17 protein-coding genes are annotated in these 13,896 nt (G+C 63.2%); 4 read left to right on the top strand and 13 right to left on the bottom strand.

Going from position 1 to position 13,896, the window contains the following annotated elements; genetic code table 11:
• Positions 1–17 precede the first annotated feature (17 nt).
• On the bottom strand, positions 18–407 hold the full coding sequence (locus AC1RRT_RS09400) for a nuclear transport factor 2 family protein (RefSeq protein WP_493013530.1): 390 nt from the start codon (positions 405–407) through the stop codon (positions 18–20).
• Positions 404–1,165, bottom strand: coding sequence for a creatininase family protein (locus AC1RRT_RS09395; RefSeq protein ID WP_493013529.1), 762 nt, complete (start codon positions 1,163–1,165; stop codon positions 404–406). Before AC1RRT_RS09395 ends, AC1RRT_RS09400 begins: the two co-directional genes overlap by 4 nt.
• Before the next feature lie 459 nt (positions 1,166–1,624).
• On the opposite strand from AC1RRT_RS09395, the gene rpsD reads away from it, so the two are divergent.
• Complete coding sequence (gene rpsD / locus AC1RRT_RS09390) at positions 1,625–2,239, top strand: 30S ribosomal protein S4 (RefSeq protein WP_493013528.1); 615 nt, start codon at positions 1,625–1,627, stop codon at positions 2,237–2,239.
• A gap of 115 nt (positions 2,240–2,354) precedes the next feature.
• Positions 2,355–3,245: a DUF2971 domain-containing protein gene (locus AC1RRT_RS09385; protein WP_493013527.1), complete on the top strand. Its 891-nt coding sequence runs from the start codon at positions 2,355–2,357 to the stop codon at positions 3,243–3,245.
• Between the two features lie 16 nt (positions 3,246–3,261).
• Here the strand turns inward: AC1RRT_RS09385 and AC1RRT_RS09380 are convergent, their stop codons facing one another.
• Both AC1RRT_RS09380 and AC1RRT_RS09375 read right to left on the bottom strand, forming a co-directional pair.
• The gene (locus AC1RRT_RS09380) at positions 3,262–5,217 is read right to left on the bottom strand and encodes a methyl-accepting chemotaxis protein (RefSeq protein WP_493013526.1); all 1,956 of its coding nucleotides are present in this window, start codon (positions 5,215–5,217) and stop codon (positions 3,262–3,264) included.
• Positions 5,218–5,371: 154 nt separating this feature from the next.
• Positions 5,372–5,746 carry a winged helix-turn-helix transcriptional regulator gene (locus tag AC1RRT_RS09375; protein WP_493013525.1) on the bottom strand — a complete coding sequence of 125 codons (375 nt, stop codon included), beginning with the start codon at positions 5,744–5,746 and terminating at the stop codon, positions 5,372–5,374.
• A 188-nt stretch (positions 5,747–5,934) separates the two neighbouring features.
• Between AC1RRT_RS09375 and AC1RRT_RS09370 the strand changes: the two genes are divergently transcribed.
• Positions 5,935–6,525, top strand: a complete 591-nt coding sequence (locus AC1RRT_RS09370; RefSeq protein WP_493013524.1) for an NAD(P)H-dependent oxidoreductase — start codon at positions 5,935–5,937, stop codon at positions 6,523–6,525.
• Between the two features lie 85 nt (positions 6,526–6,610).
• On the opposite strand, the gene AC1RRT_RS09365 is transcribed toward AC1RRT_RS09370, so the two are convergent.
• The 9 genes from AC1RRT_RS09365 to purC form a co-directional block, all read right to left on the bottom strand.
• The gene (locus AC1RRT_RS09365; RefSeq protein WP_493013523.1) at positions 6,611–7,522 is read right to left on the bottom strand and encodes a carbon-nitrogen hydrolase family protein; all 912 of its coding nucleotides are present in this window, start codon (positions 7,520–7,522) and stop codon (positions 6,611–6,613) included.
• A gap of 9 nt (positions 7,523–7,531) precedes the next feature.
• The gene (locus AC1RRT_RS09360) at positions 7,532–8,149 is read right to left on the bottom strand and encodes a GNAT family N-acetyltransferase (RefSeq protein WP_493013522.1); all 618 of its coding nucleotides are present in this window, start codon (positions 8,147–8,149) and stop codon (positions 7,532–7,534) included.
• 13 nt (positions 8,150–8,162) lie between these two features.
• Positions 8,163–8,573, bottom strand: a complete 411-nt coding sequence (locus tag AC1RRT_RS09355; protein WP_493013521.1) for a ketosteroid isomerase-related protein — start codon at positions 8,571–8,573, stop codon at positions 8,163–8,165.
• 73 nt (positions 8,574–8,646) lie between these two features.
• A complete protein-coding gene (gene grxD / locus AC1RRT_RS09350; RefSeq protein WP_493013520.1) occupies positions 8,647–8,988 on the bottom strand; it encodes a Grx4 family monothiol glutaredoxin in 342 nt (113 codons plus the stop codon).
• Positions 8,989–9,012: 24 nt separating this feature from the next.
• Positions 9,013–9,243: a BolA family protein gene (locus tag AC1RRT_RS09345; RefSeq protein WP_493013519.1), complete on the bottom strand. Its 231-nt coding sequence runs from the start codon at positions 9,241–9,243 to the stop codon at positions 9,013–9,015.
• Positions 9,244–9,282: 39 nt separating this feature from the next.
• Positions 9,283–11,439 (bottom strand): phosphoribosylformylglycinamidine synthase subunit PurL, encoded by a 2,157-nt coding sequence (gene purL / locus AC1RRT_RS09340; RefSeq protein ID WP_493015162.1) that lies wholly within the window; start codon positions 11,437–11,439, stop codon positions 9,283–9,285.
• A gap of 38 nt (positions 11,440–11,477) precedes the next feature.
• Positions 11,478–12,173 (bottom strand): phosphoribosylformylglycinamidine synthase subunit PurQ, encoded by a 696-nt coding sequence (gene purQ / locus AC1RRT_RS09335; protein WP_493013518.1) that lies wholly within the window; start codon positions 12,171–12,173, stop codon positions 11,478–11,480.
• Between the two features lie 4 nt (positions 12,174–12,177).
• Complete coding sequence (gene purS, locus AC1RRT_RS09330) at positions 12,178–12,432, bottom strand: phosphoribosylformylglycinamidine synthase subunit PurS (RefSeq protein ID WP_493013517.1); 255 nt, start codon at positions 12,430–12,432, stop codon at positions 12,178–12,180.
• Between the two features lie 113 nt (positions 12,433–12,545).
• Positions 12,546–13,310 (bottom strand): phosphoribosylaminoimidazolesuccinocarboxamide synthase, encoded by a 765-nt coding sequence (purC, locus tag AC1RRT_RS09325; RefSeq protein WP_493013516.1) that lies wholly within the window; start codon positions 13,308–13,310, stop codon positions 12,546–12,548.
• Between the two features lie 235 nt (positions 13,311–13,545).
• Between purC and AC1RRT_RS09320 the strand changes: the two genes are divergently transcribed.
• Positions 13,546–13,863 (top strand): DUF1476 domain-containing protein, encoded by a 318-nt coding sequence (locus AC1RRT_RS09320; protein WP_493013515.1) that lies wholly within the window; start codon positions 13,546–13,548, stop codon positions 13,861–13,863.
• Positions 13,864–13,896: the final 33 nt, after the last annotated feature.

The following is a 13,896-nucleotide window of genomic DNA, read 5'->3' as shown; positions in this document are numbered from 1 at the left end:
CTTCCCGCTTCTTGCGATCAGGTGAGCGCGGCGGCAAAGCCGGCCGTATCGGTATAGACGCGATATTCAGCAATGCGGCCGCCTTCAAAGCGGAAGGCATTGGTCATGTTGGCGGTGATGTCGCGGCCGGTGCGCTTGACGCGCCATTGGCCACGGCCCAGCACCACCACCCAGTCGTTTTCCGAGATCACCGCCTCCTGCGTCACGGCGATGATCTCGAGCGCATCGCGCACCGTGTCGAGGAAACGCTTGTAGGCCTCGAAGCCTTCATGCACGCCGATCCAGGGCAGCAGGCCCGGCGGCCCGAAATAGCGCACGGTGATGCCGGGGCTGAGCAGACCTTCCAGCGTCGCGAAATCGCCGGCGCGCAGAGCGGCGTAATAGCTGTCGAGGACGGCACGGCTCATGCAGCAACAAAAGCCCTGTAGCTTTCGGCCAGCTCGGGCACGATGGCATCCACAATGGTCTTGCCATGCTCTTTGGTCGCCAGCGCCGGATTGGAGCCGATGCGGCCATCGGGGAAACGGCTGCGGTAATCCTCGGCATCGGTGAAGCCGCCCTGCGGCGCGACGCGCGGCGACATCTCGGCGGTCTTCACGGCGTCCGGGTAGGCGTGGAAGGTGACCGAGACTTCGCTCGGCGTGGCATGGCTGCCCTCTTCACCAGGGAAAAGACTGTTCGACAACCGCCGCGCGCTCGGCGCCTCCCACCAGTTCTTGATCGTGCAACGCAGGGACGGCGTGTTGGTGACGCCCGTCTTGGCAGAGGGATGCGCCATGCTGCTGCCGGCATAGATCTCGGAAAATGCTGCCGTCACGGTGGCGACATTGCCGCCATGGCCGTTGAGAAAGAAGAAGCGGTTGAAGCCATGGCGACTGAGCGAGGCCACCGTGTCGCTGATCACCGCGATCAGCGTGGAGGGCTTCAGCGTCATCGAGCCGGGAAAGCCCAGATGATGCTGCGCCATGCCGACATTGATGGTGGGGGCGACCAGGGCATCGGCGGCCTTGCCGACCTCACGGGCGAAGACCTCGGCGCAGATCGCATCGGTGCCGATCAGGCCGTTGGGGCCATGCTGCTCGGTCGAGCCGATCGGGATGATGATCCCGGTCGAGCGCTTCAGATAGGTCTCGACCTCGGCCCAGGTACTCAGGTGCAACTGCATGCTTCCGCCCCTTTGGTGTTAAGTCCTTGAATAAGAAGGGCAGGGCGACCGGATGTCCAGCCGCCGGCCAGCACTGATCCTGCCCGTTACAGCCCACTGGCGCCCGTTACGGTCCATTGGCGCCCGCTGGGGCCGGTTACGGTCCGCTGGGGCCCATTGGCGCCCGTTGGCGACCGCTGGAGCCCAGATTTATAAAATATGTAATCTGTTCAATAAGATAGAGCGGCGCAACGACACTTCAAGCCCCCGCTTCGGCTGGCTGGGCGGTGAGCGGCTTCCAGCCTGGCCAAACCGGCAAAAAGCCGAGGATATTCAGGCGGCTGACTCCGCTTGACGGAGGGGCCCTTATCCCTATGATGCGCCCGCCCTCTCCGGTTCCTCACCGGAGAGATCGGCATTCCCTGCATGAAACGGGTCGTCGTGGCTGCCGTCCGTCCATGCGCCGAATAGGACTACCAAATGAGCAAGCGTCAAGAATCCAAGTACAAGATCAACCGCCGCCTCAATGAGAATCTCTGGGGTCGTGCGAAGAGCCCGCTGAACAAGCGCGAATATCCGCCGGGCCAGCATGGTCAGAAGCGCAAGAAGCCGACCGACTACGGCATCCAGTTGATGGCCAAGCAGCGTCTGAAGGGCTACTACGGCAACATCACCGAGAAGCAGTTCCGTCGCGCCTTCGCTGAAGCCGACCGTCGTCGTGGCGATACCTCGGAAAACCTCATCGGTCTGCTGGAGCGTCGTCTCGACGCCGTGGTCTATCGCATGAAGGTCGTGGCGACCCCGTTCGCCGCCCGTCAGTTCATCAACCACGGCCATATCGCCGTGAACGGCAAGCGCGTCACCATCGCCAGCTATCAGGTTCGCGTCGGCGACGTGATCGAAGTGCGTGGCGCCGCCAAGCAGTACACCTTCGTGCTGGAAGCTCTGAAGTCGAGCGAGCGCGAAATTCCTGACTACATCGAGATGGACGAAGGCAAGCTGAAGGCGACGTTCAAGCGCGTCCCGCTGCTGGCCGATGTGCCGTATCCGGTGAAGATGGACCCGGCCGTGGTCGTCGAGTTCTACTCGCGCTAATCGTTCGGGGCACCTGCCCAATACAGAAAGGCCGCTCTCACGAGCGGCCTTTTTTGTTGCCTGAGGTATATGTAAAAATGGAAGGGAGGCATAAACCCGATAAAGAAAAGTTCAGATGGCGTCCGATAATCTTCCAGCCGCAATCTATCATTATTGCAGCACGCTCTCTTTCAAATCGATCATTGAGTCGAAATCGATCTGGCTAACGGATTTCTCACAGACCAATGATTCTGCCGAAGGCAAGGAGATCAGCGTTGTCATCGCTGACATCCTGGGAGAGCTCGGGCTTGATAAGCCAAAGATCGACGCCTGGAAAAAGATATTTGATTCTTCCCTCGGCTCCGTCAGGGCTTTCGGATTCTGCGCGTCCGAGGAAAACGACCTGCTGAGCCAGTGGCGGGGCTATGCCGATGATGGAGCCGGCTTCGCGATAGGATTCAAAAGAGATCATCTCAAATCCGTCATCGAGGCTTTCGCGGCAAAAGGCCAGAGACCTGCCCTCATTCTAGACAGGGTTAAATACAGTCGGGCGGAGCAGAAGAAATATCTGCTCGACAACGTCAAGTTCCTGATGAGGTGCATCACGGATGGAGCCCTGATGCATGGCACACCCAGTCTCCTGATTTTTGATGATCCGGAGGGCGCAGAAGAAAAAAGAAAAGCGGCCTGGATGCGTATGCACGCCATACATGGTCAGTTTGCGATACTGAAGCGTTTCCAGATAAAACACCCCTCATTCCGCGAAGAACAAGAATGGCGGCTCTTCGCCCTGGAGCTGGAAACCAGCGAAGTTGCAGATGACGACCTTAGGAACCATCTTGGCTTCATGGCGAAACGCGACACGCTGGTGCCATACTTCAAAATAGATCTCGACCTTGCATCTGCTTTGGACGAAATCGTGGTCGGACCAAAAAACAGAACTCCAGACAGCGTTCTAAGCGCATTACTGCACATCAACAGACTGAGCCACATTAAAATCCGCCGCTCCGCTTCATCCTATCTGTAATCGGAGCCCGTTCGGACTAATCCGCCGCCACCAGTTTCAGTTGCCGCATCGATGGCGTCGCTACATCGCCGCCGCCATCGACGCGGAAGAAACCGATCACCTTGGTCAGCGCGCCGGCCTGGTCGGCCAGGCTGCGCGCGGCCGCCGCGGTTTCCTCGACCAGCGCGGCATTGCGCTGGGTCATCGCATCCATCTGCGCCACCGCGCCATTGATCTGCTCCAGCCCGCCGGCCTGTTCGCGGCTGGCACCGGCGATCTCGTCGGTCAATGCCGCGACACGGCGAATGCCGCCAAATACGTCTTCCAGCACGCCGCCGGCCTCGTGCGCGCAGGCCGCGCCATCCTTCACCTGCGCGTTCGACGTCGCGATCAGGCTTTTGATGTCCTTTGAGGCATTGGCCGAGCGCTGGGCCAGCGCACGCACTTCCTGCGCCACCACCGCAAAGCCCTTGCCGGCCTCGCCGGCGCGCGCGGCCTCCACCGACGCATTCAAGGCGAGAAGATTGGTCTGGAAGGCGATCTCGTCGATCAGGCCGACGATGTCGCCGATGCGTGCCGCGCTGTCTTCGATGCGCTGCATGGCGCTGAGCGTGTTGGCGACAATGGTGCCGCCGCGTTCAGCCGTGCCGCTGGCCTGGGCCGCATCACGGCTGGCGGCTTGCGCGCCGTCGGCGGTCTTGCGCACGATCTCCGCCATCTCCTGCATCGAGGCGGCGGTCTGCTCCAGGCTGGCGGCCTGCGATTCCGTGCGCTGCGCCAGATCCTGGCTGCCCCCGGCGATCTCGCCCGAAGCGACATGCAGCTGGCGCGCGATGCCGTCGAGCTGGCGGATGATGCCGGTGAGCGTTTCCGCCATGCTGTTGGCATCGGTCCTGATCTGGCCGAAGACCCCGTCGTAATCGCCGGTCATGCGCCGGCTGAGATCGCCACGCGCCAGCGCGTTCAGCATGCCGCCGGCCTCCTGCAGCACGGTCTCGACCGCCATGGACAGGCTGTTGATGCCTTCGGCGATGGTGCGGAACACGCCTTCCTTGTTGTCCAGCGCCAGACGGCCCGAGACATTGCCACGCGAGACGGCCGCGACCAGATCGGCGATTTCGCCGGCGGCCTGACGTTCGCGCTGGCGCTGGCGCTCGTCGGCCATGCGGATCTCGGCCTCGCGCTGCTGCTGCTCGGTGGTCAGGCGCTTCTTCTCGATGGCATTGCTGCGGAAGACCTCGACGCTGCGCGCCATGTCGCCGATCTCGTCGCGGAAGGTCAGCCCGGGGATCGCCAGATCGGTGCGGTCCTCGGCCAGGATATGCATGGCCTGGCCGAGGCGGCGGATCGGACGCGCCAAGGTGACGATGGAGATGAAGAAGCCAAGCCCCAGGCAGACCACGATGATGGCGGCCGACAGCCCGATCAGCAGCGGCAGGCGCTGGCGCACAAAGGCGGCGAGCTCGGCAGCGATGGCGTCGCGCTGCATCCGGTCGTCATCGGCGGCCTGCTCGAGCGCATTGCTCAGCCGCGTGCGCACCGAACGGTTGGCATCGTTGTCGCCGAAGGCCTGCGCCGCCGGCTGGCTGTCCTGCTGCGCCAGCCGCACGAGTTCGCGGCGGAAGCCGACGAACTGCATGATCTGCTGCTCCATCGTGGCAAAGGCGGCGGCCTGTTCGGGCTGCTGCAGCGCGCGATAATCGGGGATGGCGGCCTCGAGCCCGGCCAGCACTTTCAGCAGCGCCTTGGAAAACCGCTCCAGCGCCGCGGCATCGCGCGCGATGTAAATGCCGCGCGATTCCATCACCGCCTCGATCACCCCCTCATGCAGACGGGCGGCATAGAGCGCGCGTTCGTTGGCGCGCTGCAGCTCGGCGACCCGGCGGTCGTAGGTCTGCACGGCGCTGACGCCGAGCCAGCTGACGGCGGTGAGGCCGACCGAAAAAACGGCCAGAACGAGGATGATGCGGGTGAGAATACCGACGCGGTGCATGCGATAGGACCTCTCCGAACAGGCCGCCGGTTAGCGGCAGGGTTGTAGAGGCCTTACATGCAAGACGCATGTTGCTCCATGACTAAAGCATTAGAGCACGAACAAATATCAGTTATTACAACCTACTGTTTTACTGGAGCGAAGGATGTCCGCGTCACTCCGCCGCCTGGCGGGCCGGCGTGGCATCCTCGTCGCGCCAGCGCAGCGCGATGTCTTTCAGGGCATCGAGCATCGGATTGAGTTCGGCGCCGCGCGCCGCCAGGCTGTAGGTCACCTGCGGCGGGATGGTCGCCTGATAGTCGCGATGCACCAGCCGCGCCTCTTCCAGCATGCGCAGGCGCTCGGTCAGCACCTTGGCCGAGATGCCGCCGACCTCGCGCTTCAGCTCGCCGAAGCGGCGCGGACCCTGCGTGCGCAGGATGTAGAGGATGTAGGTGGTCCACGGGCCCATCAGCAGCCGCAGCACGGCGTCGATCGGGCATTCATGGGCGTCGGTCTTCTTGGCGGGGGATTTGGCGAGCTGGGACATGGGCGAAGACATGGAGCGACCTGGGGCTTGGGGGCGGGTAGATAGCGCAAACTTGAACAGGAAAAGTGTGGTTACTTTTAAGTACCTACTTTACTCAGGAAATCAAGGGGGCATATTCATGGTCACCTGAAGTAACTTATGATCTTCAGGTGACCATGAAATTCTTATTCCTGACAAGGACTTAATCTATGACCCAGGTTGCGATTGTCTACCACAGCGGCTACGGCCACACCCAGAAGCAGGCCGAAGCGGTCGCCGCCGGCGCCGCCAGCGTGGGGGGCGTGAAGGCCCTGCTGATCCCCGTCGCCGAGGCCGAAGCCCGCATCGAGGAGATCAATGCGGCCGATGCCATCATCTTCGGCGCTCCGACCTACATGGGCAGCGTCTCGGCGCCCTTCAAAGCCTTCATGGATTACACCGGCGGCATCTGGCACGGCCGCGGCTGGAAGGACAAGATCGGCGCGGCCTTCACCAATTCCGCGTCGCAGTCCGGCGACAAGCTCAACACGTTGCAGCAGCTCAGCATCTTCGCGGCCCAGCATGCGATGATCTGGGTCGGCCTCGATCTGCTGCCCGGCAACAACAATTCCAAGGGCAGCGTCAACGACCTCAATCGCCTGGGCAGCTTCCTCGGCGCGATGGCGCAGTCGAACAATGACCAGGGTCCGGAAGAGGGCCCGATCCAGAGCGATCTGGATACCGCCAAGCATCTGGGCAAGCGCGTCGCCACCGTGGCCAAGCAGTATGCCGGTGCCAAGCGCGAGCTGGTGAGCGCGTAAGTTCAAACTGAAAACGGGATGCCGGGGCAAACCCGGCATGACGATCTGAAAACGGTGTCATCCCCGCGAAAGCGGGGATCCCATTTCATGTCAGATCCACCACCGCCACATCCAGCGACGGCAAACTCTGCGTCGGCCAGTCGCGGCGCGTGAAGACCTGCGCTTCGTCACGCGCGGCGCGCAGCAGATCGAAATCCAGCGCCGCAAAGACCCAGCCGGGTTCGCTGAGATGGCCCTGCGCCACCACACCGTCATCGGGCAGGCCGCGATCGGGCGCGGCATAGACACCGCCCCAGCCGACATTCACATCGACGGCCGGCGACCATTCCGCCATGCCCACCGTGGGCGCCAGCGCGACATAGACCTGGTTCTCCAGCGCCCGCGCCTTGGCGCCGGTCAGCACGCGATGCGCGCCGGCCAGCGTATCCGTGCAGGTGGGGCTGAGAATGAGGTCGGCGCCCGCCGCCGCCTGCGCCTGCGCGATGAGCGGGAATTCGATGTCGTAGCAGACATTGACGCCGAAGCGTAAAGCCGCGCCGTTGATCACTGCGTCAAAGACCTTCAGCGCGGCCCCGCCGTCGATGATCCAGGCCTCGCGCTCGAAGCGCGTCATCTGGCGCTTGTCCTGGAACTCCACGCGGCCATCGGGCGCCAGCACATAGGCGCGGTTCCTGAACACCGGTTTTGATTCTTTTGGGCCGACGCGCACCGGGAAGCTCGGCGCGACGATATGCACGTCATGGGTCTTTGCCAGCGCCACCCATGTGGCGACAAAGGCCTCGTGATAATCCTGCAGTGCCGCGATCTGCCCGGTGAGATCCTGCTGCAGCGCGGCGGAGAGCAGCGAAGTCAGCTCCATCGCGCCATATTCGGGGAACAGCAGGATGCGCGCGTCCGCCTGCACGGCGCGGTCGACCCAGCCGGCGGCATGGGCCTGCCAGGCGGCGAAGCTTTCAAAATGCCCGATGGGATATTGCGCGCAGGCCAGCGTGATCATGAAACCGTTCTACAGCCGCTTCATCCAGTAGACCATCGGTTTGGCGGTCGGTTCCGCCGCGCCGATATCGAGCCAGGTGAAGCTGGAGACCAGATCGGCGCGCCGCTCGTAGCCGCGCTTGCGCCAGAAGCCGTCCAGCGGCTGGTAATCCTGCGGCTTCAGCGGATGATCGTCCGGCCGCTGCACCGCGCAGAAACAGCAGACCGCACGGCCGAAGGCGCGGGCGGCCGCCTCGCGTTGGCGGAAGAACTCCACGCCGATGCCATGGCCGCGATAGGCGGGCAGCAGCACGGATTCGCCGAAATAGAAAATCTCCGCCAACGGCATGCCGGCCTGCACGAATGGCGCGCGCACGTAATCGGCTTCCTCGTTCAGCGCCAGCGCCGTGGCGGCGCCGACAATAGTGTCGCCATCGACGGCGGCAATGATGGTGCCGGTCTCGGCCTCGGCGTAACGCTGCAGGTAGGCACGCTCATAGGCCATGTCGCCCTTGTAGAGATAGGGCCAGGCGCGGAAGACCTCGATGCGCAGGCGGGCAAGGTCATCGAGGCGGTCGCGCAGCTCGTCGCCGGCGAAGCGGTGGACGCCCAGACTGGCGTAACAGACCGGCGACGCCGCCTCTGTCATCCCGTCACATCCATCATGCGCCGACCTGCTTGATCCAGTCGGTCATGTTGTAGGTGTTGGAGATGCGGGCGATGCGGTCGCCCTGGATCTCGAAAAAGGCGCCGGCGGGCAGGGAGTAGCGCTGGCCCTCGGCCTGCGGCAGGCCGTCGTCGGTTTCCAGATAGACGCCGAGCACGGTGAACTCGGCCGCGGCGCGGCTGCCGTCCTGGTTGGTCATGACGAAAAGGTCGACGATCTTTTCCTCGTAGCAGCGATTCATGCGCGCCAGGAACGCGCGGAACGCGGCCTTGCCGGTCTCGCGGCTGCCCTGGTTGATGTCATGCACGACATCGTCACTGAGCAGGCTGAGGAAACCATCGACATCACGGGCATTGAAAGCCTCGTAGTAGCGCTGGATCAGCTGTTCGGCGGCAGGATTGGTCATGGCGGGTCCGGATACGAAAAAGGCGCGGCCAGTGTAGCTGGCCGCGCCCGGATTTTCTACGTCGCGTTGACGATCAGGCCGCCTGGACGGCGATGCCCTTCTCGGTCAGGTACTGCTGCAGCTCGCCGCTCTGGTACATCTCGCGCACGATGTCGCAGCCGCCGACGAACTCACCCTTCACATAGAGCTGGGGGAAGGTCGGCCACTCGGAATATTCCTTCAGGTGGGTGCGGATGGCCGGATCGGCCAGGATGTCGACGCCCTTGAACTTCAGGCCAAGGCGCGACAGCACCTGCACGACGGTTGCCGAGAAGCCGCATTGCGGGAACACCGGGGTGCCCTTCATGAACAGCACGACATCGTTGCTGCCCACTTCCTCGCGGATACGCTCGAATGTCTGTTCCTTCTCGCTCATGGCGATCGTCCCTCTGGTCGTGAATTACGGAGTTTGCGTGGTGAGCGCCAGCGCATGCAGCTGGCCGCCCATGCGACCCTTCAGCGCCGCATAGACCATCTGGTGCTGCTGCACCCGGGTCTTGCCGGCGAAGGCGGTCGACACCACGGTGGCGGCATAATGGTCGCCGTCGCCGCGCAGGTCCTGGATTTCGACCTGCGCATCCGGCAGGGCGTCCTTGATCATCTTTTCGATCTCGACGGCATCCATCGCCATAATCGTCGTTCCTTCTGGCCGTCCTACTGAACCGATATCCTACTTCTTACCGGCCATATAGCCCGGCAGCCAGCCCTCATGGGCCGACTTCAGCGCCGCGACCGATATGGTGCCCTGGCCGGTAAAGGTCAACGCATCCCCGCCGGTCAGGCCGAGCTGGGCCACCGGTGCGCCGGCGGCCTCGGCAGCGGCCAGCACGGCCCCGGCCTTGGCCGCAGGGCAGGTGATGACATAGCGGGCCTGGTCCTCGCCGAAGCCAATCTCGAAGGCGTCGCCGGATGGCAGCTTGACCTCGGCGCCGATGCCCGAGGCCATGGCCATTTCAGCCAGCGCGATGGCGAGGCCGCCGTCCGAGCAGTCATGCACGGCCGAAACCATGCCCTTGTCGATCAGCATGCGCACGGCATCGCCGTTGGTACGCTCGACCTTGAGGTCGACCGGCGGCGGCGGACCGTCTTCCTGGCCGCAGATGTCGCGCAGGTACACCGACTGGCCGAGATGGCCATTGGTCTTGCCGATGAGCAGAATGGCTTCGCCCGGCAGCTTGAAGGCGAGCGTCGCCATCTTGGCCACGTCGTCGAGTACGCCCACGCCACCGATGGCCGGTGTCGGCAGGATGCCCTTGCCGTTGGTCTCGTTGTAGAGCGACACGTTGCCCGAGACGACCGGATAGTCGAGCGCCAGGCAGGCTTCGCGGATGCCTTCGACGGCACCGACGAACTGGCCCATGATCTCGGGCCGCTCGGGGTTGCCGAAGTTCATGTTGTCGGTGATCGCCAGCGGACGGCCGCCGACGGCGGTGATGTTGCGCCAGGTCTCGGCCACCGCCTGCTTGCCGCCCTCGACCGGATCGGCGAACACATAACGCGGCGTGCAGTCGGTGGTCATGGCCAGCGCCTTGGTGGCATGGCCCTCGACGCGCACGACGGCGGCATCGCCACCCGGAATCTGCGCGGTGTCGCCGCGCACCAGGTGATCATACTGTTCCCAGATCCAGCGGCGTGAGGCCATGTCGGGCATGGCGACCAGACGGCCGAGCGCTTCCACGAAGGGCAGCGGATGATTGACGCGGCCGAGCGGCTTCTGCGGCGGGGTCTTGACCCAGGGACGGTCATATTCGGGCGAAGCCTGCGCCAGAGGATCGATCGGCAGGTCGCCGACCTGCTCGCCGTTGAAGCGCAGCACCATGCGGCCGGTATCGGTGAGATGGCCGATGACGGCGAAATCGAGTTCCCACTTCTTGAAGATCGCCTCGGCCTGCGGCTCGGAGCCGGGCTTGAGGATGATCAGCATGCGCTCCTGGCTTTCGGACAGCATGAACTCGAAGGGCGTCATGCCGCTTTCGCGCGCCGGCACCTTGTCGAGGTCGATCACGATGCCCATGCCGCCCTTGGACGCCATCTCAAACGATGACGAGGTCAGGCCCGCCGCGCCCATGTCCTGGATGGCGACGATGGTGTCAGTGTTCATCAGTTCGAGGCAGGCCTCGATCAGCAGCTTTTCGGTGAAGGGATCGCCAACCTGCACGGTGGGGCGCTTTTCTTCCGAGTCATCGGTGAATTCGGCCGAGGCCATGGTCGCGCCATGGATGCCGTCGCGGCCGGTCTTGGAGCCGACATAGACGACCGGATTGCCGAGGCCAGCAGCGGCCGAATAGAAAATCTTGTCAGCCTTGGCCAGACCCACGGTCATCGCGTTGACCAGGATGTTGCCGTTGTAGCTCGGGTGGAAATTCACTTCGCCGGCCACGGTCGGCACGCCGACGCAGTTGCCATAGCCACCGATGCCATGCACCACGCCCGATACCAGATGACGGGTCTTGGGATGATCGGGCGAGCCGAAGCGCAGCGCGTTCAGATTGGCGACCGGACGCGCGCCCATGGTGAAGACGTCGCGCAGGATGCCGCCGACGCCGGTGGCCGCGCCCTGGTAGGGCTCGATGAAGGACGGGTGGTTGTGGCTTTCCATCTTGAAGATGACGGCATCGCCATCGCCGATGTCGATGACGCCGGCATTCTCGCCGGGGCCGCAGATCACCCACGGCGCCTTGGTCGGTAGCGTCTTGAGCCACTTCTTCGACGACTTGTAGGAGCAGTGCTCCGACCACATCACCGAGAAGATGCCGAGTTCGACCTGGTTGGGCACGCGGCCCATGATCTCCAGCACCAGATCGTATTCGGCCTTGCTCAGGCCCATCAGGTCAGCCGGATACTGCACGGCCTTTTTGACTTCGCTCACTTCAGCGACTCCGCAATCGATTCAAACAGGCCAAGGCCGTCGGTGCCGCCACAGACCGGGTCGGTGGCGTTTTCCGGATGCGGCATCAGGCCGAGCACGGTCTTTTTGGCATTGTAGATGCCGGCGATATTGGCGACCGAACCGTTGAGGTTGGTCTCCGGCGCCACGTTGCCCAGGCTGTCGGCATAGCGGAAGGCGATACGATCCTCGTCTTCAAGCTTCTTCACGCTGTCGGCATCCAGCGTGTAGTTGCCGTCATGATGGGCGACGGCGACACGGATGGTCTGGCCCTGGCGATACTTCTTGGTGAATTCGCTGGCGGTGGTTTCGACGCGCAGGTCGACCTGGCGGCAGATGAACTGCAGGCCGGCATTGGTCATCAGCGCGCCCGGGAGAAGGCCTGCTTCACAAGCAATTTGAAAACCGTTGCACACGGCCAGCACGCGGGTGCCGGCATCGGCGCGCTTCTTCACCTCGCGCATGATCGGCGAATTCGCCGCCATGGCGCCGCAGCGCAGATAGTCACCGTAGGAGAAACCGCCCGGCAGCACGATCAGGTCGATGTCTTTCGGCAGCTCGGAGTCGCCGTGCCAGACGTCGATCGGCGGCTTGCCGTTGTTGACCTTGGTGAGCGCCATGCGCATGTCGCGCTCACGGTTCGATCCGGGGAAGGTGATCAGCGCGGCTTTCATGGGTTCAACCCACCAGTTCGACGGCGAAATTCTCGATCACGGTATTGGCCAGCAGTTTCTGCGCCATCTCTTTGACGGCGGCCTCGATCTCGGCCTTCGGCTTCGACGCCAGCGCGCCAGTGAGTTCGAGTTCGATCAGCTTGCCCTGCCGCACTTCGCCGACGTCATTGAAACCGAGCGAATGCAGCGCCTGTCCGATGGCCTTGCCCTGGGGATCAAGGACGCCGTTCTTCAGGCTGACGTGAACGCGGGCTTTCATCTGGTCGTATATCCTTTATCTCGAAGCCGGCCTTGGCAGGCCGGTGGCTCAAAAAGCTGCGGCGGCCCTTGCTCTGGCCGCCGCTTTATTTCACGGCGCTTGTTGGCTGCGCCTCACTGCATCGTATCGGGACCCTTGATGTCACGCGGGCCGCCTTCGGGCAGAATGCCCAGGCGCCGCGCGACTTCTTGATAGGCTTCCGCGACATTGCCGAGATCGCGGCGGAAGCGGTCCTTGTCCATCTTTTCGTTGGTCTTCAGGTCCCAGAGGCGGGCGCTGTCCGGGCTGATCTCGTCGGCCAGGATGATGCGCATCTCGTCATTCTGCCACCAGCGGCCGAATTCGAGCTTGAAGTCGACCAGGCGGATGCCGATACCGAGGAACAGGCCCGACAGGAAATCGTTGATGCGCAGCGCCAGATGCATCAGCTCGTCCACTTCCTGGGGCGTGGCCCAGCCGAAGCAGGTGATGTGCTCTTCCGAGACCAGCGGATCGCCCAGCTCGTCGTTCTTGTAATAGAATTCGACGATGGAACGCGGCAGCATGGTGCCCTCGGCGACGCCCAGCCGGGTGGCCAGCGAGCCAGCAGCGACATTGCGCACGACGACCTCGAGCGGAATGATCTCGACTTCCTTGATCAGCTGCTCGCGCATGTTGAGGCGGCGGACGAAATGGGTCGGGATACCGACCTCGCCCAGACGCGTCATCAGATACTCGGAAATGCGGTTGTTCAGGACACCCTTGCCGGTGATGGTGCCCTTCTTCTTGTTATTGAACGCGGTCGCGTCGTCTTTGAAATACTGTACCAGAGTGCCCGGCTCGGGACCCTCGAAGAGGACCTTCGCCTTGCCCTCGTAAACCTGTCTGCGGCGCGTCATGGCACACCTGTCCGGCTATAGGGAAAGCTCGGCCCCTAGATACCGCAAGGGGGCCTGCGCCGCAATCCGCCGGGGCGGGTTTTCCGACGGGAAAATGACAGCGGGAATGACCGGGAAAGCGCGGATTTCCGAATTTAAAACTCTAGGTGAATCCCCGGATGCCGCCGGCCCTTGCGGCCATGGCCCCGGCTCCACAATATAACGGTGTCGCTTACCGTCCGTGCACGAGGATTCCATGACCACTTTCGACGACCGCAAAGATGCCTTCGAGAAAAAGCATGCCCATGACGAGGAGCTGGCTTTCAAGGCGGTCGCCCGGCGCAACAAGCTGCTGGGCCAGTGGGTCGCGGGTCAGCTGGGCTTAAGCGGCGCCGATGCCGATGCCTATGCGAAGACCGTGGTGGAGGCCGATTTCGAGGAAGCCGGCGACGCCGACGTGATCCGCAAGGTGCAGGCCGACCTGAAGGCCAAGGGCGTTGAGATGTCGGACCATCGCCTGATGATCAAGCTGGCCGAGCTCCTGATCGAGGCGCAGAAGCAGGTTTCAGCCTAAGCTTCTGATTTTCCTTATTATTTTACACTGCCT

Source organism: Ferrovibrio sp. GW821-FHT12B10 (assembly GCF_058807515.1).
The sequence above is the reverse complement of the archived record's forward strand: the minus strand, read 5'-3'. Positions and strand labels throughout refer to the sequence as shown.